Genomic DNA, 25,604 nt, shown 5'->3' with positions numbered 1-25,604 from the left:
ACCAAGCAGAAAGGATATTGCATGCATCAACATGAAAAATTGAACTACGTTGAATTTGGTACGCCCAATATCGGTGCCACTAAGGCGTTTTTTGAGCACGTTTTTGGTTGGCAATTTGTCGACTACGGCCCTGACTACGCGGCCTTTTCTGGCCAAGGTTTGGATGGCGGATTTTATTCGGCAGAACAAGTCAGTCAAACCTCAAACGGAGCAGCACTATTGGTGTTCTATAGCTCTGATATTCATGCCACGTTAGAAAAAGTAGCGAAGTTTGGCGGGCAAATCATCCGCCCTATTTTCGAGTTTCCGGGCGGATGTCGTTTCCACTTCACTGAGCCAAGCGGAAACGAGTTTGCAGTGTGGTCAGAAAGTCACTGAATCAGCGGTATTGTGTTGTTAACCCAACACCACTTCAACGCCGAGTTTTTTCAACTGTTCGAGGTCGCTTTTCGGAGCGGCTTTGTCAGTTAACAACACTGAGATTTCGTTTGTCTTACCAATCGACGAAGGATAAATCTGACCAAACTTGCTGGAATCCGTCAGGACGATATTGCGTCTTTTCTTTGCCAGAATGGCCTCTGCAATGTCGGCACGCATCATGTCTCGGCTAGTAAAACCTGTGTCTTGGTGAAATCCGTCAATACCTAAGAAAGCCGTGCTGAAATGAATGTTCTCAATACAGAGTTTGGTGAGCGGGCCAACGAGGCTTTCGCCTTGGTGCTGATACACGCCACCCAACAAGATAATGTTGGCCGATGTATTGCGGATAAGATGCGCAATATAGGCCGATGGCGTAATGATAGTCACGTCGCCACGCTCGGCTAACGTACGAGCCAATAGCGCATTTGCACTGCCCCCTTCAATCAGCACCGTCTCATTCGGTGCGACCAAATCCGCGGCTTTGTTAGCAAGTGTTTGTTTAATATCAAAACGCACTTCTAAGCGGGTATCTATATCATCACTTTGCAGTGCGGTAGCAGCGCCGTGAACACGCTTTAAGTAGCCCTGTTGCTCAAGAAAATTCAAATCCTGCCTGATGGTCACGCCCGACACGCCGATGATGTCAGAAAGCTCCGTAACTTGAACGCGTTTACGGTCATTCACTAATTGCAGAATTTCATTTTGTCTTGGATTCACAGGCTCGCTCCTTATTGATGAGCTTGCAGTATACGCCCGAATACTTTCATATGAAAGCAGCCTGTGAACAGGATTAATAAGCTAAGTCGCGTTAAACGGTAAGCTCAATACGGTTGCCATCTGGATCTAATACGCAGCTTTCGTAATAACCATCTTCCACCAAGGTTTTGGTTATTTGGTCAACGGCCTGCTCTGATCCTAATGCGAAGGCAAAGTGTGCCAACCCTGTTACTTGCATCGAGTGAGAGTTTTCACAGGCGGTCACTCCTTCCATCGACATCAACTCCAATCGAGCACCACTTTCAAACGAAAGAAAGTAAGACGAAAAATGCTTCTTCGGATTGTAGTATTTATCGTTGGATACGGCGTTAAAATATTTCTCATAAAAGCTTTTCAGCTCTTCCAAACGCTCTGTCCAAATTGCGACATGTTCTATTTTCATATTGGCTCTCTTCGTAAGTATTTGTGATTCAATAATTGCTGGCATTGGCATCAAATCTAACGAGGACGACTTGAATGAAAAAGAGAGCAAATCACTGCAACCTTGTTCCTGTTTTATGGTAGGAGTTGTGTTTGCATGACGGTGTTGTTCATAATGGCGCAAAATTTTACAGGATAAAATGATGGAAGAGATTTACTTCGCAGGCGGCTGCCTTTGGGGCGTACAAGAATTTATGCGCCACCTTCCGGGCGTAATCAGCACCGAAGCTGGACGCGCAAATGGAAAAACGGATAACACTCAATCTGAATACGATGGCTACGCAGAATGCGTTCGAACCGAGTTTGATCCAAGCCAAGTGTCGGTTGAAACCTTAATGGGCTATTTCTTTGAAATCATCGACCCATATAGCATCAACAAGCAAGGGGACGATGTTGGTGAAAAGTACCGTACCGGCGTATACAGCCGTGATACCAAGCACCTTGAAATCGCCAAATCATTTATAGCAACAAGAGACGATGCCGATAAGATTGCGGTTGAAGTATTACCACTAAAAAACTACGTTCCAAGCGACGAAGAGCATCAAGATAGACTCACTCGTTTCCCAAACGATTACTGTCACATCCCCCTAGACCTGCTGCATAAATATAAGAACAAGTAGCCTGCTGAGTGTAAGCGACAAGTAGCTCCAGCATACCTTGTAGTACGGAATCATCCGATTTAGTAACGGCAGGATTCACGAACTGGAGAAATAGCGAAGCCGCGAAGATTTTCACTGTAATATTTTCATTTTATGATCTAATCATTATCGTTACATAGACTAAATAATGGCCATCATTTTTGGTTGTAAAAAATAACGAGAGGAGCAATTAAATTACTCCTCTGTAAACCATCAAATAAATTTATAAATATTGATTCTTTCTATTTGATTTTTAACACGTCGTCAGGCTTCCAAGTCTGGTCAAAGAATTCAATACCCGTTCCGTACAAACGAATTGCGGTTAAGAAATCTCTGCCCGGAATGGTTTTAATATAATTGGACTCTGGTGCGCCATTAGGAAGCTGAGGTCCAAAATATAAATCGATTGAACCGTCTGTGTTTTTCTCTATGTTGTCAAAACCATTTTTAGAAGGGAGTAACTGCGATGTTTCTGGCATGGTGCCATCCACTACGTTGTACAGTGTCACAGCCCAAAAGAGTTTTGCTGGTGGGTTTGCAGGCAGATGAAGCTTGTATTGATGGCTACCATTTAGAATGTCACCCTTACTATCTCGCACAGTGAAAGGATACTTCGAGCCTGCATTCATCGTACGCATCACCATCGCTGGCGCTGAAGAGTACGCATACTGGAAGAAAGCGGCACGTTGGTCAATGTCCAAATATGACTCCTGCATGTATTCAGACGTCGCACCAGCCCAAGCTCGTTCATATTGACGATCCTTGTAGTAAAGATTACGTTCGTCTTTGCGGCCCAATAGGCGCTGCGCGGTGATCATTTTAGGAGCGGTTTTTACCGCTTTCTCAAGCAGTTGTTTTTCTTCAACGGTGGGATTAAACGGCTTACCTTTTACGATACCAATCGACGCAAGTACGCCTCGTAGCTCTGGAGAGATGGCAGAAATTGGCTCTTCATCCACAAACTGTTTCATTTTCTCCCAGTAAGAGAAGTCGGTTGGGTACATCATGTTGATGCGTTGACCAGAAGCGTTTGGAAATTTCATCGGTTGGATGTTTTTCTCTTCATTCCACAATGGATAAATACGAGTCTGTTCTGCAATCTTGACAGCATCTGATGGGTCAGCGCCGTTTTCGCCTTTCTTCATGACGGTTCTAAAGAACAAGAACACGTTGTTGGTGCTCGATGTAAAAGTGAAATATCCTTTCGGTACAGGTCCGTCATAGTTCGGTGGAAGCAACAAATACAAGCCACCACGAGCACGATCTGGGCCAATCAAACCGACATCAGTGATCGTTCGTTGGAAAAAGTCTGTGAACATGCCAATTACTTTTGGCGGCGCAGCGACAACCAACGGGCCCGTTTCTTTCAGATCGAGATAGTTCATAGAGTAGACAACATCCGCATTTGGTGTCGGAACTAACGTTCTCGAATCCATTCGGTCTTTCCAAATTGGCAACACGTTGTAACCCTTGCCAAACTTACTTTCCGAACCATCACGCATGCCAATCACATTCATAGCAGGCTGCATTTGGTAGTACGCACTAATGGCTCTTTGGTAATACAACTCTTGGACGAGTTTTTCCGCTTCGTTTTGCGTGGGCCAGTTACCTTCCCATTGCTGTTGAACAAGAGAGGACTCATTGGCATTCGGCGCTGCATAAGCGACGGAAGAAATGGGTAAAGATGACGCAAGTAAGGTCACTAATAGCGCTTTGGGTACCGCTTTTAGGTTCATAATGTGCTCCTGTTTAAGAAATCAACACGTCTCCTAATCACATTACTTCCAACAGCACTTTGGTGATATTGACTTATGTTTATGTCAACTATACCAAATAGAGCATAAATAAACGGCCACAAGTGTGGTACGTTTAGCTGGTATAAAAACCACTATTTGAGCCACGTGATCAACGATGTCCCCATCCAGAAAATTAACGAAAGGTTTATTGCATCAGCTCGATCTTAACCTCTTGAAGGTTTTTATCGTGCTCGCAGAAGAACAGAAAACCGTGCTTGCTGCCAAACGACTGAACATGACTCAGCCAGCAGTCAGCCGCGCGTTATCTCGACTGCGCCAGCACTTTAACGATGAGCTTTTTGTTCGCACTCGGCATGGTTTGAAACCGACTCGAAAAGGTCAACTCTTGGCAGACAACTTACCTCGAATTATTGACGAGTTATCCATCGTTCTCGAAGGTTTGGATGACTTTGATGCAGGCTCTCATGCTGCGCATATTCGAATTGCGATCAACAACTTTTTTGGCGTCTCTTTGCCCGCGAAGTTTTACTTAAAGATAAATAAACTGGCTCCAAACATGGTTTTTAGCATCGAGAACTGGGGGCCTACAACGTTAAACCGGCTGGTGAATGGCGACATTGATCTTGGCATCAACTACAGCCTCAATAACGTTCCGAAAGAAATCTCTCGCCGATATTTAGCCAATGATCATTTCCAAATTTTTGCGAGAGAAGGTCACCCTCTGACGGAGAAGATCGTCACGGTGCAAGACATTGCCTCTTTCCCTATCGTCAGTGCGATCGTGCCAGATTGGAACGAGAAAAAACCTCGCATCATTCAACTCGATCAATCTCAAACACTTGGATTCAACGTCGCCTTTCGATCTGAGTCTATCGCCTCGCTTTTAGAAATTACCGCCACTAGTGATGTTCTCTTTCCCACGTCCATGTATCTGCTACAAAATCATCACCCACGACTCTCAAAACTGACATTAGCAGAATCGATTGTCGAAACACTGGTGTCAGAATCTCAGGAAATCGAGCTCTACATGCATTATCGAAACCGTAGCAACCCGATGTTTAAGTGGCTACTTTCCATCATCAATGAACTTTTCGAATACGATTTTCCTCAAGATTGAGCCGATTTGTCGGTTCAATCATCACCGCATAAATATCCACCAGCCCTTCACTCACGTTTAATTATTGTAACTACAGCGGCCACCACAAATAAATGGAATATAAATCACATAATAAATTTCATAATATTCCGCGTTATTAATGACGGCTATCACACTTAAGCTTGGGTGATACAAAAGTATAGTTATTGTATTTTTTTTACTATTTCCGAAAACCACTTCATTAATTAAATTTGACTCATTACTTCAGTACCAATGAGTCACAAAATGATTACAGAACTAACAAACGTCAATTTAATTAAAGGCAACCTTCAAGAAAATAATAAAAAAGAAGTCTTTGAAGAGCTAGCGAAAATGCTATTCGAAAATAATCGAATCAGCAGCAAAGAGGCTTTTTTAACCGACATAGAAGCACGTGAAACATTAAGCGTGACTTCAATGGACGGCATCGCCTACCCACACGCAAAAAGCAAAGCGGTCACAGAGCCTGCAATCGCTGTTGGCGTAAAGCGCGAAGGCATCGAGTATGGCGACGAAGAGGGAGTCAAACCGACCGTATTCTTCATGATTGCTTCACCAGATAACGGTGCCGACCACCATATTTATGTTCTTCAAGAATTATTCGGAAAATTTAGCGAAGAGTTTATTGAAGATATTCATAACGCAAAAGACGAAAACCAAATACTAAATATTTTAATTAATTCATAAGGCGTGAAATTATGAGTACAATCACAGCTCAAGCTACTAATAATAGCGATTTCAAAAAACTACTCAGTACCATGAAAGGTCACCTTTTATTCGGTACTTCTCACATGCTTCCATTTATCGTTGCGGGTGGTGTACTACTGGCGCTGGCGGTAATGGCATCAGGTAAAGGTGCGGTTCCTGCGGACGGTTTATTGGCGGATATTTCTAATATCGGTATTAAAGGTCTGGTGCTGTTCCCAATTATTCTTGGTGGCTTCATTGGTTACTCAATTGCAGACAAACCGGCACTTGCTCCAGCGATGATCTCTTCTGGCATCATGGCTGACATGGGCGGCGGCTTCCTTGGTTGTATCGTAGCGGGCTTCATCGCTGGTGGTGTGGTATTCCAACTTAAGAAGATCCCTCTTTCTGCTAACATGACTGCGTTGGGCGCTTACTTCATCTACCCACTTGTTGGTACGCTTATCTCTGCAGGTATCGTTCTATGGGGTATCGGTGAGCCAATCAAGATCTTCATGGCTTCTATGAACGAATTCCTAGCTTCTATGGCTGGCGCTTCTAAAGTGGTTCTAGGTACGATTCTTGGTGGTATGACTGCATTCGATATGGGCGGTCCAATCAACAAAGTAGCAACGCTATTCGCTCAAACTCAAGTTGATACTCAACCATGGCTAATGGGTGGTGTTGGTATAGCAATCTGTACGCCTCCTCTAGGTATGGCACTAGCAACATTCCTATTCAAGAAAAAGTTCACTAAGCAAGAGCAAGAAGCAGGTAAAGCAGCAGCAATCATGGGCTCTATCGGTATCTCTGAAGGTGCTATCCCATTCGCAGCAAACGACCCTGTACGCGTTCTTCCTTCAATCGTTGCTGGTGGTATCGTTGGCTGTGTGTTCGGCTTCCTAACAGACGTACTACTACACGCACCATGGGGCGGTCTAATCACAGCACCTGTATCAAGCAACATCCCAATGTACGTTGTAGGTATCGCACTAGGCTCACTAACAACAGCAGTTATCGTTGGCTTCTGGAAACCGGTTGCTGAAGAAGAAGCAGAAGACGAAATCGTTGAAGCAGCACCTGCACAAGCTCAAGCGACTCCAGCAGCAGGCGAAGGCGAGTACGACATCGTAGCAGTAACATGTTGCCCATCTGGCGTAGCACACACATTCATGGCAGCGAAAGCACTAGAGAAAGCAGGTGCGGCAGCGGGTCTGAAAATCAAAGTAGAAACTCAAGGGCAAAACGGTATCCAGAACCGCATCACTGACCTAGATGTAGCAAACGCGAAGTTGGTTATTCTAGCTCACGATATCCAAGTAAAAGACGCTCACCGCTTTGCAAAAGCAAACGTTGTTGAGTGTTCAACGAAAGAAGCGATGCGTAACGCAGCGACTCTTGTGAAAGCTTAAACCTTAAGCTCCTCCCCCTAAGAGCCCTTTCCCCCAAAGGGCTCTATCTATTGAAAACGCACATTGAATACATCAATTCAAATCAATCCCTTCCACTAATGACAGTGTCATTTCTGCTGCCGAAACTTCTTTGCAACCCGACGAATTTTGTCCGCACCACAACGGCGTAAATTCATCTCGGTTTTGCTTCTCCATAAGAGCTCTTAACTGAGTCATTTCAATGGAAGCATATGGGAATTTCGGCGCAGACTCACAGATGTAGCCTAGCTCCGACATCGCGCGATTCACAATGCCTCGTGCTGGCCTGCCCGAGAAAACATTAGTCACCGCCGTATGCTGCGCGCGCTCACTGGCAATCGCATATCGATGTAAAGACGAGGTTTTTGCCTCATCACACAACAAATAGGCGCTGCCAACCTGCACGGCACTTGCTCCTAACTTTAGCGCGGCTTCAACACCGCTTTTATCGGCAATTCCTCCTGCTGCAATAACAGGTAAATTCACACGCTTGACGATTTGCGGTAACAACGCCATCAAGCCTAATTGAGTAGATAAATCATCCGATAAAAACATTCCTCGGTGTCCACCAGCCTCCAAGCCTTGTACGATAATGCCGTCAACGCCTTTTGCTTCCAGCCACAGTGCTTCATCCACTGTGGTCGCTGTCGAAAGGATCTTCCCTCCCCAGCCTCTAATTCGCGCTAACAAGTCATCGGCAGGCAAACCAAAGTGGAAACTGATTACTGGCGGTGCAAATGGTTCAATCGCGTCAGCAATATCATGATTGAAAGGCATCCTTGTCGGAGCGTTTGGCTGAGCCTGTACGGTTGCACCAACTTCAGCAAAATACGGTTGCAGCGTTTTTTGCCACTCTTCGTGCTTGTTAGCGTCGTATTTCGGCATTTCATGGCAAAAGAAGTTGAGGTTGAACGGTCGATTGGTCGCCTGTTGAATAAGTTGAAGTTCTTTAACGATGGCGTCTTTATTCAACATTCCACAAGGTAACGAGCCAAGCCCGCCAACATTACTCACAGCAATGGCCATTTGGCTATCTTGCACGCCAGCCATTGGGGCTTGAATAATCGGTAACTCTGTCCCCAAAAGTGCATTAAATGCGTTGTTTTTCATCGTTCTTCCTTGAGTTCATCCAACTGAGTTTTTGTTGTTTTATGCGCGTTTTCACTGATACGCATCAATATGTCCACTATCTCATATCGACTAATTTTTACCCAACTACGTTGTTATTTCTGTGCACTCAATGCCCACTCAAAATGATATTCCGCGTCAATTAGCGATTACTGACATGAATTTATGTGATCCAATTCAATCGCCTGAGTTACGTACTTTTTTAAAGTTGCTCTGTTTCGCGAAACCTTACTTCTTACTCAACTTTTACCGGATCAACTATGAAGACATTTTCTAAAAAGCCGTTGCTGTATGCGTTAGCGGCGTTCTCTATCGGCGTGTCATTTTCTTCCTTTGCGGAAATTCGCAACGTCACGTTGCTGCACACCAATGACATTGAAAGCGTTTATGAGCCCGTTGACGCATTTTGGAATCCAGACATTAGCCGCATTGGCGGTATTCCTTACCTTGCCACACTGATCAAACAAACCCGCGCGCAAGAGGAGACCAGTTTCTTGTTCGATGCGGGGGACATTTTCACTGGTTCACTCGCGAAAAAAACGCAAGGCAAGCTCTCTTTCGATTTGTACAGTGCGATGGGCTACGACGCGATAACACTCGGTAACCACGAATTTGAATACGGCTGGCAAACCTTGAAAGAGAACATGCCAAGAGCCGCCTACCCCGTGCTCAATGCCAACATCAAGTTTGAGCAAAACAATGCGCCTTTTGCTTCGCCATATACCATTGTTGAACGCGATGGCATTCGTGTCGGTGTGATTGGGGTAATGGGCGTTGATGCCTTCTACAACACTATGTGGAAAGGTAATCGCAAAGGTTTGACTATCGACGATCCAATCAAAACCACTCAGTTCTGGGTTGATAAGATCCGCGACGAAGTGGACATGGTTGTCGTGCTCACACACCAAAATAAAACGGCACCAATGCAAACCGACAAAGAAGCCGATCCCGAAGTGCAACGCGGCTTTGATGAAGATTACGACATGGCAGGCAAGCTAAAAGGGGTCGATGTGATTTTTGGCGGCCACTCTGACCATGGCTTATGGAAGCCTGTCGTGCATCCAAAAACGGGCACAGTTATCGGCCTCACTTTCGGCCAAGGTAAATACTTGGGTTACACTAAATTTGCCGTAGACACCGAAAAGCACGACGTAAAACTGCTAGACGGAAAACTGATCCCTGTCGAGTCAGACAAGCTTGAGCGCGACAAGAAAACAAGCGATCTTATCGCCAATGCTCGCAAACAATACCCAGAGCTTGGTCAGCAGTTGGCGACCATTAATGACACGGCGTACCGACGTTATTATCGCGAATCCAACGTAGGTAATTTAGTAGCAGATATGATGCGCGAAGCCGCTAAAGCGGATGTGGGTATGATCAGCTCGGGCAGTATTCGCGTTGACCTCAACAAAGGCCCAGTAACGATGGAAAACGTAATGGATCTTTTCCCATTCACAGATAAACTTTCCGTCGTAAAACTCAACGGTGTACAGTTGAAAGAACTGTTGGAGTACAGCTACACCTTGCCTTACGGTCTGGCACAATTCTCCGGTATTGAAGCGCGCTACGACAACGCAAAACCACAAGGTAAACGCCTGCTCAGCCTGAACGTAAATGGCAAACCAGTGAACGACTCGCAATCATACAAAGTGGCCACTTACTCTTACGCAGCGAGCGGGGGCGACGGTTATCATGTATTTGAAAAAGGCACGTTAGAGTCGCAAGGTGATTCAGTCACCCAAGTATTGATTGACCAATTTAAAGCCAAGAAAGACGTTATCGTTCCGGCGCTGGGTCGCCAAGTGGATGTCAGCGTCAAAGAGTGAGTCTCTGACAAATAACCTCAAAGGATAAGCACCATGACTTTTCGTCAAGAATACAATGGCTGTAAGTCATTTGGCTGCCCTAATTGCGGCGTGCCTGATCTCAGTTTGTATTCGCGCTCAAATCGGCTTGGCTACGACGCGTGGCATTGCCCTGAGTGTGGTGCTTATCCTCCGGTTTTGATTAACGAGCCGATACTCGCATTGGCTCATCAACTACAACAGCAAACCTTTAATTTGAAGCTATTACCTCATTGCGACTGCCGCTTATCCGCTTGGCAACGTTACGGGAGAACCGCCGTCGGTAGCCCAAGAGTAAAGTGTCGCTGCTGTCAAAAAACCGCAACGCTGCTGAACCCGAACAAAGAATCCCACACACTCCAACCACTGCTTGATGCTCTATTGGCCGAGGTTTCACCCAAAGATTTACAGTATAAATTGGGCTTGAATCATCGCCGTTTTTCACAATATCTTGAACGTTTGGCAAGTATGCTGGACACTTTTAGTCGCTTATACGAACGTCACTTATCGTTCTCGAATATCCAAACTCGTTCCTTTGTTCAAGTGGCGCGCTCTGGTTTTCGCCACCATGGTCGAGAACAACGTGCAGCGCATATTTGGACACTATGCAGCGCCGATGCCCAAACGGGTTACGTGCTTTTGCTCAGTGACAACGCTTGGTTTCCTCAGACAGAGATGTCAGAGCACGTCATTCCTCAACCGCTTTGGGAGCAAAGCCGTTACCAATTAACGCAGCAAGAAGAAATGCCAAACGAATCAGATGTATTTCTCCAAGCACAGCGCACTTACGACAAAATTCTTAGCCGCAGCCAATTTGACAAACTCGCTTACTGCGATGGTTCGCACGCGAAATCAAAAGAAGTGCTACTCACTCGCCCAGTTTTTGCTGCGCACGCGCACATGCAAAACTTGGCGAAATACTTTGCTAACAAAGTGCCGAAACGCTTTGTCCTCGAACATGAAAGCTTTTTACGAGAGGCAGCGATCACCGCTTTTACCTCCGCCATTAAGCGGGGCACGACGCAACTCTATTATTGCCATATTGGACAAAGTGAGGAAAACCTGAGCTTAAATCATGCAAAGCAAAAGATGAGTTGGTGGGATGAAACGTGGCGTCGTGGAAACATCCAAAATCAATATGGGAGTTGGCAAGTGGGGGTGGGGTGGCTGACTCAAAAAAGCGCAAGACCATCGGAATCGATAGACGAATTAATCCCGACACACCCGAATTGGAACAGCGAGTTTTGGAACCGTTATACCCAATGGTTACCACCAAGCTACGCTGCCCACTTGAGTTTGCAGCGCATTAAACAGTGGCAAGCGATTTATCGATTTCTCTATAACTACTCAGCCATGCAATCACCACCAAAAGTTGGGGTGGATGAGATCGACCTGTCTCGCGTCGATAGCATAGCCGAATCAATCAACCGCTCGGTAAACGCTACTGTACACCTTTGAACGCTCGAACAAGAAGGCTTCATCAAAACCGATGTTGTTTGAATATGCTGGAGCTAAGATTCGACTTTTAGCCATTAGCCAAGTGATTCAATGGGAATGATTTGCCGAAACTTAGCATGAAGATCTGTAAGCGCGGCTTCAACATCCGGTTCTGCTCGGCTTAAATGTGCGATTAGCGTCATGAAGTAGCAGTCAAAAATCAACGGCATTTTGCCTTCAAGAACAGAACTTACGCTCGCAGATTGAAACAAAGCTTGGTTAAACGACTGGTAATAATCCAAATCCCAAATCACCTCTTTCAACAAGGCTCGGCTCAACTCGACGTTCGCAAAATAGTAGCGATAGTATTTCTCCGTCAGCGCCAAACCAATGTCGATAGCTGTCTTACCTTCCACACTGACTAGCGTCTCTTGGCTGATCTGTTGCAGTTGCGTCAGCATCCCTTCGCGCAAAATCGACAGTTTGGTCGGGAAGTGGCTGAATACCGTACCATCGGCGACTCCTGCTTCTCTCGCAATCTGCCTTGTGGTCGTCATGTCATAGCCATTCTGAGCAAAAGATGCCCACGCGGCTTTTAGGATTTTGTCTCTGGTTTGTTGTCGCTTCGTCATTGATGTATCTGCTTAATGAGCCTGAAAGGATCATACCTTGAGCGGCTGACATTGACAAATTGAGCGCGCTCAATTATAAAAAATGAGCACGCTCAATTTTTATATAAAAACAAAAGGAATCGCTCATGTACATATTAAACAAACTAGGCCAAGGATTGATTTTCTTGCCGACCATATTCTGCTTTTCTTATATTTTAAGACCAATATTGATGGTGATTCTCATACCAGGTGGACTCGCACTTTTGGCGTTAATCGGTGGGGCAGAAGTCAGAGCAGAACTCAAAGCCATGCTGCTTGAGGAGCTTTTTGGGGTCAGTCCATCACACACCACCTCGAAAAAGGCGTGAGTGCGCGAGAAACGTTGGCAAGGTTAAGCAAAAACAAAACGCGCAGGTATTGAGATCTTAATACCTGCGCGATATAGATGTGGTGAAAAGAGGACTGGCGTTAATCAGTATTCATGTTCTGACCGATTCGCCATAAAACGCCACTAGGGTCAAACAAACAACATTCGCGCATACCCCAAGGTTGCTCGACCAGCTCAGTTAAACGCGAACCAAATTCTTCATGACCTACTTTGGATAAGTGCTGATGCCAGCTTTCTGCGTCTTCTACGAGCAAGTGCATCATGAAGTTGCTGCCGTGTTCTGGCTCATAAAAATTCTGTAAAAGAAACGCGCAACTGCCTTGAGAGAAGTACGCCACATCACCGAAGTCTGACGCCATATCAAAGCCTATCGCCTCATAAAAACGTTTTGAGAGCGCGTAATCTTTCGCTGGAACAAATGATTTGATTTCAACAATATTGAGGTTTTCCATTTCCAATTTCCTAAGCCCTTTTCCATCAAACTGACTGACGTAATCACGCTCTACGCCTTCTATTCGCCTTGCGTATTTTGCTGCGATGGTAGTGGTACACACTCTACCATTTGCGTTTGTAACCACGTGATGAATTTATGTTCGAGTTCTGTACGCTTTTTATCTTGGCTCAATAAAACATAATTGCAACCTGATAGCACAAAACCAAATGGCGCGACCAAATTACCGCGCTTAATATCGTCCATAACAAAAGGATACGCTCCCATCGCCGCGCCTAAGCCATCCACCGCGGCTTGTATGCAAAAATAAAAATGCGCAAATGATTGCTGAGTGTTGCCGTTGAAGGTTTCACAACGTGTTGATTGCTGCCAATCCGCCCAAGCATGCGGTCTAGTTTGGCTATTCAACAATCGAACTGCATCCAAATCGTCTTGAATGGATTGCCAATACTCAGGAGAAAATACTGGCCCCACCCACTCTTCCACAAGAATGGTTTTGTTGTAATCGTGCTGCTGAGCAAAATCGTCTCGACGAATCGCCATCGAAAGCCCTGTTGACCCTAATGTTACCGGGCCTCCCGCCGTCGACAAACGAACATCAGCACGGTGTTCATCATTAAACGCAGCAAGCCTTGGCATCAACCAACGCATGGTTAATGTCGGTTCACAAGACACTTCAAGATGCTGATGCTTTTCTTGAATGAGTGTATTCACGCCTGTTTCTAGCGTTTGGAATGCCGTTTTTGTGTATGTCTTGAGTAATTCACCTTCTGCCGTCAACACGGCTTTCCTGCCCTCTTTCAAAAACAAAGGTTGCGACAGATATTGCTCAAGTTGCTTGATCTGCTTACTCACGGCTCCGTGGGTGATGTTCAGTTTGTCAGCCGCTTCAGTGTAGCTTGAAGAGCTCGCCGCAACGTGGAAGACATAGAAAGATTTTAGGTGACGCATCTGTGAGTTTTTCTCACCAATATGGGAATATTTTTCGATTATAGTCAGTAACAAAGACGCCTACAATTCCGCTACATCACAGACTTCATCATTCAAACAGGAAACCGATATGGAATTTGTAACTCTTACGCTATTGGGCGTACTTATTGTTATTAGCCCTGGCGCAGACTTTGTTTTGGTATTAAGAAACAGCTTAAATCAAGGACGAGAAGCTGGCGTGTACAGTGCGATTGGTATCAGCATGGCGATAAGCATCCACATCGCTTACTCCATGCTGGGGATCAGTTACTTAATTTCACAAAATGAATGGTTGTTTAATCTCGTGCGCTATCTTGGGGCTGCTTATCTTGTCTACCTTGGGATTAAAGGAATATTCTCCTCGCAGCCTGCGCCAAACTCAGAAACCATTCAACAGAGCGAGTATTCAATGTGGCGATTTTTCATGCAGGGATTTCTGTGTAATTTACTCAATCCTAAGACGATGCTGTTTTTTCTGAGTATTTTTAGCCAAGTGATTTCTCCCGATTCTAGTCAGCAACATATCGCCTTGTTTTACGGGATTTATATGATTGCGCTGCACGGCATTTGGTTTTCTATCGTTGCAGTTTTATTCACGTCCCCCCAATTACAAGCCTTCTTGTTGAAGATTAAGCATCGACTCAATCAAGTATGTGGGGCGGGTTTGGTCATTTTCGGCGCGATGCTGGGCTTAAAAGCTTAATACGTTTGCGGTCAGATTTTGAACACAAAAAATGCGGCTACTGGAGCCGCATTACAATCCACAAACCTTAGGTCTGATAAGTGAAACGTTTATTGAGTGATAACGGTGAGCTTATCCCAATCAATCGTGAAGCGAATTTGCGCCTCAGTGTAGTGGCTCGTTGTGCCTTGATCGTACCAGTTACACGCATTGCGAGAGAAACCTTCGTCAACTTCTTTCATGCCCGCTCGCGCAATCATCTCCGTTTTGGGCTCTTCTCCGCGCTCAAATTCTGGTGTGAACACGTACTGGAATTTCGGTTTGAAGCCGTAGATCAAACGCGGCAAGTTCTCTTCTGGTAATAGGTTTTCGTTTGAACAACCTGTGTAGTGGTAAACACCCGCCCATTTACCGTAGTACTGGTAGTCGTTGGTGTAAATTTGGCTAAGAGAGGTGGTCCACTTAACGCCCATACCACGTTCCATGGAAGCTTTTGGCTTGGCTGCGGTGACGTAATCCTTACTTGAGTAACGAGACGTATAAGCCACACCGAGATCGGTCGTCAACGAGCCAGAAAAACTTGGTGCCGATCCCGGTGTTGCAGTCGCGGTTAAGCCGATAGACGGTGCAACCGTGGTTGTCGATACCGAAACATCATTGGCTTCGTTTTGCGGTGAGTAATCCTCACTAAATACAGGCGTGCCACCAGCTTGATAGATGCTGTAATCGAACGCAACTGGGTAGTTTTGAGTAAAACGGTCAACAATCGCTGCATCAAAAGTGTGTTTTACACCCGGCTTACCTGGTACATAACCATTCCCTAGAGTGATCACGCGAGCCGCTTTTTTATCGTTCTTTGAGTTATGGAATAACTCAACCAGTAACTTCATCTGCACGCGGCTACCACGAAACTCGTACGGGAAAAGCTCAGGCTCGCTTTGCATCACGACCTCATAACTTTTCTTCACGTAACCTTCTAGCGCGATGTTATCAATCAAGACACTTTCTACAACCTTGTTATCAGAAGCAGCAGCAGTAGCGGAAATCCCTAACATTAGGGGAAGCAGTATTTTCTTATTCATTATTTTATTACCTTACTTGGGAACAGTCCCAAACCAAGCTAACATATTGAATACACTGCATCAACGTGACGAAAACGATTCACATTATCAATAGTTTGACCTACACCCAGAAATGAAAAAAAACAGCCAACTTACGCTGGCTGTTTCGATGCAGTTAATGAATGACCCGAGCGTCCCCTTTAAGTAACTGAGACAGATCGATAGTGAATATCGTCACTGTCGGACGTTTAGGCAGAGCATTTTCGATCGAAAACTCTGGCCCAGCTGGAACGAGGGGGAAGTGAATAGCAGTCGGCCACGTTGACGAAGCTTCATTACCGCCCGGCTCAGATATTGAGAAAGAAAACGCAGGCAAACGGGTCATAACACTTACCTCAAATGACTGATTCGCGGGCTCAAGCGAGCCCGCTTAGGTTTTGCAATGTTATTGTTGTTTTAACGCTTACTTAATCACTAACGATTGGTAACGTTAGATATCAAGTTCTTTGTCTTCAACGTGGTTGGTGATCATCGCTTCAGTGGTGATCATCAAGCCAGCAACAGACGCTGCGAATTGAAGCGCTGAGCGTGTTACTTTCGCAGGGTCCAAGATACCCATTTCGATCATGTTGCCGTATTCACCTGTCGCAGCGTTGTAACCGTAATCGGCATCACCCGCTTTGACAGCATTCGCCACAACTGAAGCTTCGTCACCTGCGTTGGTTGCGATTTGACGAAGAGGCTCTTCCATTGCACGTAGCGCAACTCGGATACCCACGTTTTGGTCATCATTGTCGCCTTTTAGATCCGCCAATTCTTTCGCGATCTTAGTTAGGGCAACACCACCACCAGCGACAATACCTTCTTCAACCGCTGCGCGAGTAGCGTGTAGCGCATCATCCACGCGGTCTTTCTTCTCTTTCATCTCAACTTCGGTTGCAGCGCCGATCTTGATCACCGCTACGCCGCCAGAAAGCTTCGCAACACGTTGTTGAAGCTTGTCTTTATCGTATTGAGAGGTGGTTGTTTCGATTTGTTTTTCAATCGAAGCCACACGATCAGCAATCGCGCTTGCTTCTGCTGCGCCACCCACGATGGTTGTTGTGTCTTTGGTGATGGTCACTTTCTTCGCACTACCTAGTTGCTCTAGCGTTGCTTTTTCAAGCTCTAGGCCGATTTCTTCAGAGATGACCGTACCTGCGGTTAGTACCGCAATGTCTTCCATCATCGCTTTACGGTTGTCTCCAAAACCAGGTGCTTTCACCGCCGTCGCACGCACGATGCCGCGCATGTTGTTCACAACCAATGTCGCTAGCGCTTCACCTTCGATGTCTTCAGCAATGATCAATAGCGAGCGAGAAGATTTTGCCACTTCTTCTAGCACTGGCAATAGCTCGCGGATGCTGCTGACTTTTTTGTCCACCAATAGGATGTAAGGGTTGTCTAGCTCTACGCTGCCATTTTCTTGGTTAGTGATGAAGTATGGCGACAAGTAACCGCGGTCGAATTGCATACCTTCAACCACAGACAATTCGTTGTCTAGACCTTGGCCTTCTTCCACCGTAATCACGCCATTGCGACCCACTTTTTCCATCGCTTCTGCAATGATTTCACCGATCGCGCGATCGCTGTTTGCAGAAATGCTACCCACTTGGGTAATGGATTCTTTGTCGCTGCATGGCTTAGACATTTCACGTAGTTTCTCAACCGCCGCTTCAGTGGCTTTGTCGATACCACGTTTTAGGTCCATTGGGTTCATGCCAGAGGCTACCGCTTTAAGACCTTCATTGATGAAAGATTGCGCCAGTACGGTAGCCGTCGTTGTACCGTCACCCGCTTCATCATTCGCTTTGGACGCCACTTGTTTCACCATTTGTGCGCCCATGTTTTCGAACTTGTCTTTCAGTTCGATTTCTTTCGCTACAGACACGCCATCTTTAGTGATCGTTGGCGCGCCGTAAGATTTATCAAGCACAACGTTACGGCCTTTAGGGCCTAGTGTCACTTTTACTGCGTCCGCCAGTAAGTTCACACCTTTCAGCATTTTTTGACGTGCGTCATTAGCAAATAATACGTCTTTTGCAGCCATAATTATCTCCTCAAAAAACTACTACAAAAATAATTACTCAACGATTGCTAACACATCAGATTCGGACAGAATCAAGTATTCTGCGCCGTCAATTTTCTCGGTTTTCACGCCGTAACCGTCATTGAAAATGATTTGGTCGCCCACTTGGACTTCCATCGCAGCGCGTTCGCCATTTTCAAGGCGTTTACCTAAACCAACAGCAATGACTTTCCCGCGGTTTGATTTTTTCACCGACTGAGACGTTAAAACGATTCCCCCTTCAGATTTATTTTCCACCTCTTGTCTTTCAACAATTAGCTTGTCATTTAAAGGACGAATTTTCATTTGAAGTGCCTCCTACTTAGAACCAAAAATAAAAGACATAGTTTGAACATAAAGATGGATTAACGAGTCGTCTGCTCGTTTTCGATGAAAATAATAAGGTCGAAAAATTGGAGTTCAAGGGGGAAATTTAATAAAAATTTTTTATCGAACTAAATAAAATTCTCTATCAAAAATTCTCATTCACCATCCGTCATAATGAGTCTATGATGGAGGCTATTTTACGCAGTGGCACACATAGTTTGATAAGGATGACGAAAGAATGAAAAAGGCAATTTCTCTGTTTCTTGCAACGCTGAGCTTAGGGTTGCTCGCTCCTAATGTAGCGGCTTCTGAACGCGCGGAACAAGGATGGCAACTGATAGAGCAAGGCGCAATGATCGTCGATGTGCGCACTCCACAAGAGTTCTCTGAGGGGCATTTAGACAATGCGGTGAATTTCCCTCTATCTGAGCTTGATAAACATTTTAAAGACGTCAAAAAAGATCAATTGATTGTGCTGTATTGTCGCAGTGGTAACCGCTCGGGCCAAGCCTATCAATATTTGCAATCGCAAGGGTTCACAAATCTGCACAATGCAGGCGGCCTGGAAGAGTTGCAAAACACCCAATAATCCCTCGTTTTGTTACTACATGACCCGTTTTTCATCTGGAAAAAACAGAGCGCGTTGCTGATTAGCGGCAACGCGCTCTGCGACTTCCCCTAGTTTTATGTACGTTGCTCAACTCCTTTTAAGCACACGCTCCCCACTATTCGCAAAGTCCGGTTCTAAAAATCAATGTGGTAGTTGTTATTGGAATTGTTTAGCGCAATCGACCAATTTTGCTCAGACTCTTGCGCACTCATCGGCACCCATTGCGCATAAAGATGTGTCCAGTTTCCATTCACTTCGAGCTCTACGTCACCCGCCATGTTTGGATACAACGTCGTGATACGAGATGTCGGGTCGGCAATCACATCGCCATTTACGGTGGTATACGCCGCTTTCGAATACAAGTGCAACGCCCCCTCGGTCGAACCGGTATAATTCACAGACAAGGTGATTTTTTCACCAACATCGAATGAGAAGTCTCGTTCCGCCACGATGTCAGCCGTATTGTCGAGAACCTGAACCGATGGCGTCGGTGTTGGTGCCGGAGGCGTAGTTGAGCCACCACCTCCACCGCCGCCTCCACAAGCTACGGTTAGTGCCGAAATCAACGTCGTCATAAGCAGTTTTGTAGAATGTTTCATGTCAGGCTCCTTACTGCTGAGTTGCAGGAATTACTTTGTTAGCGGTTGAGGCTTGGTACCACGTTGTTTCTGACTCGCCACTGCTGGTTACCCAAGTTGGAAAATCGGGATACGCTTTACTGATGTCGACGTTTTCAATCGGATGATCCCACTCGTCACGAATGTTGATCGCCCACGGCATGTTGTTGTTCGTTAAGAATGACTCAGCGCCGCCGGAGTTATCATCATGCAGATTGAAAAAAGAGTTATTCATCTCACTGGTTCCCGCAAAGGACTTGAAGTGCGTTTGCCAACTCATACCCGGAGGTGTGGCAGTAAAATCACCGTGATACGAGTCTTTCGAAGCAAAGATGAATGAGTCGTAAGGCGGATAGCCAACTTGCTCACGTGAAACAGGCGTCGATAGCTCAACGGTGAGCTGATAATTCAGAACATCTGACGTTTGCTGACTCACACACGCGGTTTGAGTGCGATAAAAAGTACAATTGCTGTCTAACTCACCCAATGCTTCTAAGTCTTTGCGCAAGTTTTCTGAGACCACAAGCACCGCCTCACCGCCAGATTGCACCACTTGATGAGTGACGGGTTCGCCATTTCGAGTCAACACGGTCGACGCAATATTGGCAGGGTTAACATTTGGTAGATGAACCGCAAAACCGTTGGAGAACCCAGCTCCCATCGCCTGTAAGGTGTAATCGAATGTAATATTTTTGATTTCACGCTGACCATTTAGCAGTTCGGTAACGCGATAACGCCACACCACATCGTTGAAATCGTAGTCGCCCATTAGCGGCCAGCGATCTTCAAACGCCACCGTCGCGTACGTGTCTGAGCTTGGATAAACCGAAGTTACCGTCACTTCTGGGTTGTTTTCTTGCACCAATGGCTCGTATTTCGAGTCCGTCGAACCATCAGTGTTGACGCCATAAATGGCGGTGAATGGGCTCACTTCGACAGTAAACAGCAAGTCATTGAAATCATTGTCGCCATCAGGGCGATAAATATCTTCAAAACCCAGCACTAAGAACTCGTTTTGCGTATCGATAAAAGCCACGTTATGACGACGATTTTCTGAAGTCGACTCTGGGTTTAGATTGGAATAGCTATAAAATGGCGTGCCCCAACTGCCAAGGCTGGCAATGTTGTTGTATGAGCCAGACCAGCCCCAACCATTCGGAATAATGAAGAACGCAAGCGTTTGACCGGCAGTGAGCTGCACATTCAGGTCGATAGTGTCACCTTCTTCCATCTCGCCATCTGGCGCTTTCGATGTATTAGGGAAAATGATCACATGCGCTGCGATTTCATCTTTATTGGTCGGCGGGTTATTGGTATCAAAAACAAAATAACCGAGCGTATTTCGATACCCAGCCCCTTCATTCAAAAAAGTGACTTTTGCGGTTGCGAACTCCGCGCCATTCAACTCTTCATCGATATCAATGCTGGAATAACGTTCTGGCGCAATAAAGGCGCTGTTGACGAGTGTGCCCTCTGGCAACATGGAGTAAACGTTACTAAGCACATCTTGCGGCAAGGTTTCTGCGACCGAATAGGTATTAACGGGTTTACCTTTAGCTGAATAATTTGAACTGTCACTACCAGATTCAAAGGTAAAGTCGCTGGTCATAAGCGCACTGGCTGAAAATGATAAGCAGCAGCCAGAAAGCGCGATTAGTTTCCCTGTTCTCATAATGTTCCCCTTCTTTAACCGGACGTTGGTCATATGCAAGAAGGAGCAATTATGGTGCCTAATTTAAATTATTTATCTAACAAAGAGTTATGATGACAAGGGTGTTTTTTGTCATTTTGAGAATGAACATGACAAGCGAAGTAGAAGTCTGGATAGTTCAGAAAATGTGCTCGTGTGCAGTGGAATTTTAATCCGCGAGGCGTTGATATTCGCCCCGCGATAACAACGGATTTTCTCTAAAGTTTTGGCCCTGCTTCAAACTGGGTCAGGTTGTCGGTTATTTCTAACCACGGCGCTTTTGACGCCACGAAAATATGAAAGCTTGGTTTGTGAGATGGGGCATCGTCCAACACACCTAAGCGAATATTGACGATTCCGTTATTCTTTTTCGAATATAAACTTGAGCCGCAATGGCGACAAAAACATAGCTCGGTATTTTCACTTTTCTGATAAGTTTGAATATCCTCTTTCCCTTGGATAACAAGCAACTTATCCAGAGCAATGCCGCCCGCCGATGAATAGTCAGAGCCAGTAAATTTTCGACATTCAGAGCAATGGCAATTGCCCATGTATTTGAATTCATCCGCCACTTCGAGTTTTACCTTGCCACACAGACATGAGCCTTTGAGTACTTCCATTTGAGTCCCTTTTTTATTATGAACCTACGTGAGGTTGGTGATGGTCTCTTCACCATGCCACCACAACACGACAAATTAAAGACGGGTAATGCAGGTTTTCAAAAATGAAACGAAAATGTAAAACGGGCTTTTCGGATACAAAAACACCAAGCAAGATGCTTGGTGTTTTCTTAATATTTTGTTTAACCACGCCATCGCTCTTCATAAGAGACATCGTGTTAAGCAAGTTCAGTGCTTAGAAAATGCAGTGCTTAGTAAAGCTGGTTGCTTCGTTTGCTGTCCAGTCACCTTTTGGCTTGTCTTTCAAGCTCTCACACCATTGCTCGCTGCCAACACCATCTTGAAGAACACAGTGCTTTGCAAAATCGACGGCATTGTCTGCTGTCCATTCTGTTTTTGGCTTATCGCGCATGTCGTTACACCAGCCTTCGGTGCCCACTTCATCGCTACAAGCAGTTAAAGCAGACACAGCTAACATCAGCATGACTAGTTTTTTCATAAATTCAGGTTCCAGTTGCAAACAATTAAATACCCATCACTTCGACAAGCGTTGTTCATCAAAGTGACTTTTGTATCAACTATAACGAAATTATCAGTCTACGTGTTAAGACACCGAAAATTTATTGAGCGACGCTGTGATAATCACACCATATCTGGTCTTACAGACGACGTGCTTTAGTTAACGCGTTCACCTTCGCCGATCCAGTACCAAAGCAGGCCAAACGCAGCTCTAACGCCATTTGTTCAAAATGATCGACCACCAACTGCGTGCTGATGGTCGCAGCTTTCAATACTGCACCAGCTTGACCTACGAGGTTCGCGCCTAAATGAATCGCTTTCGCCGCCTCAAGTCCATTGTGGATACCACCAGAGGCGATCAAAGGCAATTTAGGATGCTGCGCACGTATTTGCGCCAAACACGTTGCCGTCGGAATACCCCAATCACGGAAAAGCTCTGCTGCGCGCTGCATGTGAGGGTTGTCTTGGCAATACCCTTCAACCGCACTCCAACTTGTGCCACCAGCGCCCGCGACGTCAATTGCGTCCACGCCAGCATCAACCAGTCGCTGCGCCACGTCACCGCTTATACCAAAACCTACTTCTTTGATGATGATAGGAACGTTAACGCGTGGCTTTAGTTGCTCAATAGCGTGCAATACACCAATCCAATTGTGATCGCCGTTTTTCTGAAACGCTTCTTGCATCGGATTAACGTGCACAAACAAGGCATCTGCTTGAATCGCCTCAACCGCACGTTGCGCGTTATCCAACTTGCCTTTGTCACGCAGTTGAGCAGCTCCTAAGTTTGAGTACAGCGGCACACCTTTCGCGAGTTCACGGATGGTTTTACCCAAGCCAGAGTGCTGGCTTTCTTCTAAGCTGATCCGCTGAGAGCCCACACCCATCGCGATACCTAACTCGCTTGCGGCTTCAGCTAAGCGGCAGTTGATCGTTTCGGCGTCTCTCGCTCCCCCCGTCATGGAGCTGATCAAAAACGGCAGCGCCAATCGATGGCCAAGAAACTCAGTCGATAAATCGATAGTGTTGAAGTCACATTCTGGCAGCGCACAATGTTCAAACTCGACAGACTCAAAACCCGCCGTTTTCTTTTTCATGCTCATGTCATGATGTAAAACAGCGTCTAAATGTAAGTCTTTTCGGTTAGTTTGCGGAGCCATAATGTCACCCTAAAGTAAAACAGTCGCGCAGTATTGCCATCCTTATCAGTAACGTCAATGCGAATTTTCTGAAATAGGTGTATTGCATTTCCGAAACCAGCAATGAATCGTTATTTACTCTGAAATTATAGGAAGAGAAACCCACCCTCTCGTTTAAAACGATAACGGCGAGTTACTCCCTAAGCTTGGATAACAAACGGATAGGATGCCAACTTAAAGGCGGTGAAATAGATGTTTTGCGTTCTATTGTGCGCTTTCAGGCAGAATTAGCGACACAATGGTACTTGTCGTACTTGGCGCAAACTGATCCGGATCATCACAGAATTGGATTTTGCCTTTGTCTTCGACATTAAACAGCGGGATCACCAAATTGGTTTTGTGATGTTCCAAATAATCTTGGTAAGTGAAGTTCTCACTCAGTTTGGTGTGCTTGATTTCCGCACCTCGGCTTAACAGGCTCGCTAGCTGGGTGTAACTAACATTGCCCCCCATCAACAGCTTGCCGTGATACTCCTGAGCAACAGAGTGCTTTTCACTGCCGTTTCCATTCGTCTTCACTTTTTGCAGACAATGTACTTTATCTTCGCCAAACTCGTCGACAAATTGCATACAAGCCATGATGTTGAAGTGTTGATCTGGCGTGAGTGCGACCACTTGACCAATGCCAATCATGTTCAGGTTGTCATCCGCATGGCTAGAAATCGGGTTACCGTAATAATAATCCAGGCCCATCATACGAACTTGGCTGATGTACTCCCAGTTCGAGTCCGTCATCAATACACGTCGATCATAACGCGCTAACGCTTGGCCAATTTCACGTGCGACTCGGTTCGCCCCAATAAGTAGGAAGCCTCTCGGCGCAGGTTCAGCGACACCCAATGCAATCGCCATAGGGCGAGCAGTGGCACTTTGTAATACCACCGTACCGATGATCACCATAAAGGTCATTGGTACCAGCAAGCTTGCTCCATCGACTCCGTATTCAGTCAACTTAATCGCAAACAGAGACGAAATCGACGCAGCAACGATACCGCGTGGTGCCACCCAAGACAAAAAGAGCTTGTCTTTAAGGTTCAAGTTGCTGCGCATCGTAGAAAGAAAAATCGATAACGGACGCGACACCAACTGCATAAAGACAAACAGCAGCAACGCACCACTGCCCAGCGCTGCAAAATCATCCAAGCTGATTCGAGCCGCAAGGAAGATGAACAAACCGGTGATCAGCAAAATGGTCAAGTGTTCTTTAAAGTGCAGAATTTGCTGAATGTTGATGTCTTTCGCGTTGGCAAGCCACATACCCATCACAGTAACGGTTAATAACCCCGCTTCTGATTCGATGTGGTTAGAGACCGAAAATACGCCTAGTACCACCATTAAAACCGCAAAAGGCTGCAAGTATTCCGGCAACCACGCTCGACGCAATACCGTCGCCACTGCTGCACCAGACGCCACACCTAAAATGACACCTACGGCAATGATGGTGCCAAAGACTTCCATGCTGTTTACGGCGCTGTGCGACACGATAAACTCATACACCATCACCACAAACAGCGCACCAAGAGGGTCGATTAATATCCCTTCCCAGCGCAAAATATTGGCAAGTGTACTGTTAGGCCTTACCGTCCGAAGCAGCGGCACGATAACTGTCGGCCCCGTGACGACGGTTAAGCTACCAAACAACATGGCGAGCTCCCATGTAAAACCAAGGAAATAGTGTGTCGCAACACTGGTTGCCGCCCACGAGATGATCGCTCCGATGGAAACAATGCTCCATACCGACCCACTCACGCCACGAATTTCTTTAAAATTTAAGGTCAAACTGCCTTCAAATAAAATGACTGCCACCGCTAATGAGACCAACGGAAAGAGCAAGTTTCCCAAAATTTCATCGGGTTTGAGCCATTGCATAAATGGCCCGACGATGAGGCCAGCCAACAGCAAAAACAAAATGGCAGGCAAGCGCAGTCGCCAAGCTAACCACTGACAGCCCAAACCAATGACCCCTACCGCTGACAGCACCAGCGCTTCATTACCCACTTGCATCTATCGTCACCTATTTTTATCGTTGTTTTAGCGTCACAGCGCTAGGATGCGTTGACCCTTAGAATTATGAATATAG

At 45.9% G+C, this 25,604-nt stretch carries 27 protein-coding genes; 10 read left to right on the top strand and 17 right to left on the bottom strand.

The window, feature by feature from the left end; all coding sequences use genetic code 11:
• The first annotated feature begins 21 nt into the window (after positions 1-21).
• Complete coding sequence (locus tag BIW15_RS17720; protein ID WP_005463914.1) at positions 22-378, top strand: VOC family protein; 357 nt, start codon at positions 22-24, stop codon at positions 376-378.
• Positions 379-396: 18 nt separating this feature from the next.
• On the opposite strand, the gene BIW15_RS17715 is transcribed toward BIW15_RS17720, so the two are convergent.
• Positions 397-1,137, bottom strand: coding sequence for a DNA-binding transcriptional regulator YciT (locus BIW15_RS17715; protein ID WP_005463954.1), 741 nt, complete (start codon positions 1,135-1,137; stop codon positions 397-399).
• Positions 1,138-1,228: 91 nt separating this feature from the next.
• On the bottom strand, positions 1,229-1,579 hold the full coding sequence (locus BIW15_RS17710) for a VOC family protein (RefSeq protein WP_077281366.1): 351 nt from the start codon (positions 1,577-1,579) through the stop codon (positions 1,229-1,231).
• A gap of 181 nt (positions 1,580-1,760) precedes the next feature.
• Between BIW15_RS17710 and BIW15_RS17705 the strand changes: the two genes are divergently transcribed.
• Entirely contained in the window at positions 1,761-2,237 is a 477-nt protein-coding gene (locus BIW15_RS17705; RefSeq protein WP_015312890.1) for a peptide-methionine (S)-S-oxide reductase, read from the top strand.
• Between the two features lie 260 nt (positions 2,238-2,497).
• On the opposite strand, the gene BIW15_RS17700 is transcribed toward BIW15_RS17705, so the two are convergent.
• Positions 2,498-3,991 carry a DUF1254 domain-containing protein gene (locus BIW15_RS17700; RefSeq protein WP_077281365.1) on the bottom strand — a complete coding sequence of 498 codons (1,494 nt, stop codon included), beginning with the start codon at positions 3,989-3,991 and terminating at the stop codon, positions 2,498-2,500.
• Between the two features lie 175 nt (positions 3,992-4,166).
• Here BIW15_RS17700 and BIW15_RS17695 point away from each other — a divergent pair, with 175 nt between their 5' ends.
• From BIW15_RS17695 to BIW15_RS17685, 3 genes are all read left to right on the top strand, one after another.
• A complete protein-coding gene (locus BIW15_RS17695; RefSeq protein ID WP_005464008.1) occupies positions 4,167-5,129 on the top strand; it encodes a LysR family transcriptional regulator in 963 nt (320 codons plus the stop codon).
• A 264-nt stretch (positions 5,130-5,393) separates the two neighbouring features.
• On the top strand, positions 5,394-5,834 hold the full coding sequence (locus tag BIW15_RS17690; protein ID WP_065770304.1) for a PTS sugar transporter subunit IIA: 441 nt from the start codon (positions 5,394-5,396) through the stop codon (positions 5,832-5,834).
• Positions 5,835-5,845: 11 nt separating this feature from the next.
• Positions 5,846-7,246 carry a fructose-specific PTS transporter subunit EIIC gene (locus tag BIW15_RS17685; protein WP_045586747.1) on the top strand — a complete coding sequence of 467 codons (1,401 nt, stop codon included), beginning with the start codon at positions 5,846-5,848 and terminating at the stop codon, positions 7,244-7,246.
• 72 nt (positions 7,247-7,318) lie between these two features.
• Here the strand turns inward: BIW15_RS17685 and BIW15_RS17680 are convergent, their stop codons facing one another.
• Positions 7,319-8,374: a nitronate monooxygenase family protein gene (locus tag BIW15_RS17680; RefSeq protein ID WP_077281364.1), complete on the bottom strand. Its 1,056-nt coding sequence runs from the start codon at positions 8,372-8,374 to the stop codon at positions 7,319-7,321.
• Positions 8,375-8,652: 278 nt separating this feature from the next.
• Here BIW15_RS17680 and BIW15_RS17675 point away from each other — a divergent pair, with 278 nt between their 5' ends.
• Together BIW15_RS17675 and BIW15_RS17670 are read left to right on the top strand one after the other, a co-directional pair.
• Positions 8,653-10,218 (top strand): bifunctional UDP-sugar hydrolase/5'-nucleotidase, encoded by a 1,566-nt coding sequence (locus BIW15_RS17675; protein ID WP_021450267.1) that lies wholly within the window; start codon positions 8,653-8,655, stop codon positions 10,216-10,218.
• Between the two features lie 33 nt (positions 10,219-10,251).
• Positions 10,252-11,694 carry a hypothetical protein gene (locus BIW15_RS17670; RefSeq protein ID WP_077281363.1) on the top strand — a complete coding sequence of 481 codons (1,443 nt, stop codon included), beginning with the start codon at positions 10,252-10,254 and terminating at the stop codon, positions 11,692-11,694.
• Positions 11,695-11,768: 74 nt separating this feature from the next.
• Here the strand turns inward: BIW15_RS17670 and BIW15_RS17665 are convergent, their stop codons facing one another.
• The gene (locus BIW15_RS17665) at positions 11,769-12,305 is read right to left on the bottom strand and encodes a TetR/AcrR family transcriptional regulator (RefSeq protein WP_024703136.1); all 537 of its coding nucleotides are present in this window, start codon (positions 12,303-12,305) and stop codon (positions 11,769-11,771) included.
• A 125-nt stretch (positions 12,306-12,430) separates the two neighbouring features.
• Here BIW15_RS17665 and BIW15_RS17660 point away from each other — a divergent pair, with 125 nt between their 5' ends.
• On the top strand, positions 12,431-12,652 hold the full coding sequence (locus BIW15_RS17660) for a hypothetical protein (RefSeq protein ID WP_025791583.1): 222 nt from the start codon (positions 12,431-12,433) through the stop codon (positions 12,650-12,652).
• A gap of 100 nt (positions 12,653-12,752) precedes the next feature.
• Here the strand turns inward: BIW15_RS17660 and BIW15_RS17655 are convergent, their stop codons facing one another.
• Positions 12,753-13,124, bottom strand: a complete 372-nt coding sequence (locus BIW15_RS17655; protein WP_077281361.1) for a VOC family protein — start codon at positions 13,122-13,124, stop codon at positions 12,753-12,755.
• Between the two features lie 59 nt (positions 13,125-13,183).
• Positions 13,184-14,074: a LysR family transcriptional regulator gene (locus tag BIW15_RS17650; RefSeq protein ID WP_047725868.1), complete on the bottom strand. Its 891-nt coding sequence runs from the start codon at positions 14,072-14,074 to the stop codon at positions 13,184-13,186.
• 109 nt (positions 14,075-14,183) lie between these two features.
• Between BIW15_RS17650 and BIW15_RS17645 the strand changes: the two genes are divergently transcribed.
• Positions 14,184-14,795, top strand: a complete 612-nt coding sequence (locus BIW15_RS17645; RefSeq protein WP_077281360.1) for a LysE family translocator — start codon at positions 14,184-14,186, stop codon at positions 14,793-14,795.
• Between the two features lie 89 nt (positions 14,796-14,884).
• Here BIW15_RS17645 and BIW15_RS17640 read toward each other — a convergent pair whose 3' ends face one another.
• The 4 genes from BIW15_RS17640 to BIW15_RS17625 form a co-directional block, all read right to left on the bottom strand.
• A complete protein-coding gene (locus BIW15_RS17640; RefSeq protein ID WP_005463923.1) occupies positions 14,885-15,856 on the bottom strand; it encodes a leukocidin family pore-forming toxin in 972 nt (323 codons plus the stop codon).
• Between the two features lie 154 nt (positions 15,857-16,010).
• Entirely contained in the window at positions 16,011-16,220 is a 210-nt protein-coding gene (locus tag BIW15_RS17635; protein WP_005464025.1) for a hypothetical protein, read from the bottom strand.
• Positions 16,221-16,325: 105 nt separating this feature from the next.
• On the bottom strand, positions 16,326-17,924 hold the full coding sequence (groL, locus tag BIW15_RS17630; RefSeq protein ID WP_005463958.1) for a chaperonin GroEL: 1,599 nt from the start codon (positions 17,922-17,924) through the stop codon (positions 16,326-16,328).
• A 33-nt stretch (positions 17,925-17,957) separates the two neighbouring features.
• Positions 17,958-18,248 carry a co-chaperone GroES gene (locus BIW15_RS17625; RefSeq protein ID WP_025508554.1) on the bottom strand — a complete coding sequence of 97 codons (291 nt, stop codon included), beginning with the start codon at positions 18,246-18,248 and terminating at the stop codon, positions 17,958-17,960.
• 259 nt (positions 18,249-18,507) lie between these two features.
• Between BIW15_RS17625 and BIW15_RS17620 the strand changes: the two genes are divergently transcribed.
• Entirely contained in the window at positions 18,508-18,858 is a 351-nt protein-coding gene (locus BIW15_RS17620) for a rhodanese-like domain-containing protein (RefSeq protein ID WP_077281359.1), read from the top strand.
• Positions 18,859-19,013: 155 nt separating this feature from the next.
• Here BIW15_RS17620 and BIW15_RS17615 read toward each other — a convergent pair whose 3' ends face one another.
• From BIW15_RS17615 to BIW15_RS17590, 6 genes are all read right to left on the bottom strand, one after another.
• On the bottom strand, positions 19,014-19,478 hold the full coding sequence (locus BIW15_RS17615; RefSeq protein ID WP_077281358.1) for a hypothetical protein: 465 nt from the start codon (positions 19,476-19,478) through the stop codon (positions 19,014-19,016).
• A 10-nt stretch (positions 19,479-19,488) separates the two neighbouring features.
• Positions 19,489-21,168, bottom strand: a complete 1,680-nt coding sequence (locus BIW15_RS17610; protein ID WP_077281357.1) for an LruC domain-containing protein — start codon at positions 21,166-21,168, stop codon at positions 19,489-19,491.
• A gap of 236 nt (positions 21,169-21,404) precedes the next feature.
• Positions 21,405-21,806, bottom strand: a complete 402-nt coding sequence (locus BIW15_RS17605) for a GFA family protein (protein WP_005481510.1) — start codon at positions 21,804-21,806, stop codon at positions 21,405-21,407.
• Between the two features lie 235 nt (positions 21,807-22,041).
• Positions 22,042-22,305 carry a DUF3012 domain-containing protein gene (locus BIW15_RS17600; protein WP_005481466.1) on the bottom strand — a complete coding sequence of 88 codons (264 nt, stop codon included), beginning with the start codon at positions 22,303-22,305 and terminating at the stop codon, positions 22,042-22,044.
• Positions 22,306-22,465: 160 nt separating this feature from the next.
• Complete coding sequence (fni, locus tag BIW15_RS17595) at positions 22,466-23,485, bottom strand: type 2 isopentenyl-diphosphate Delta-isomerase (RefSeq protein ID WP_005481444.1); 1,020 nt, start codon at positions 23,483-23,485, stop codon at positions 22,466-22,468.
• A 243-nt stretch (positions 23,486-23,728) separates the two neighbouring features.
• A complete protein-coding gene (locus tag BIW15_RS17590) occupies positions 23,729-25,528 on the bottom strand; it encodes a sodium:proton antiporter (RefSeq protein WP_005463905.1) in 1,800 nt (599 codons plus the stop codon).
• Between the last annotated feature and the right edge of the window lie 76 nt (positions 25,529-25,604).

Origin of the sequence: Vibrio sp. SALL6 (genome assembly GCF_002002385.1) — a bacterium.
Taxonomy (GTDB): Bacteria; Pseudomonadota; Gammaproteobacteria; order Enterobacterales; family Vibrionaceae; genus Vibrio; species Vibrio parahaemolyticus.
The sequence above is the reverse complement of the archived record's forward strand: the minus strand, read 5'-3'. Positions and strand labels throughout refer to the sequence as shown.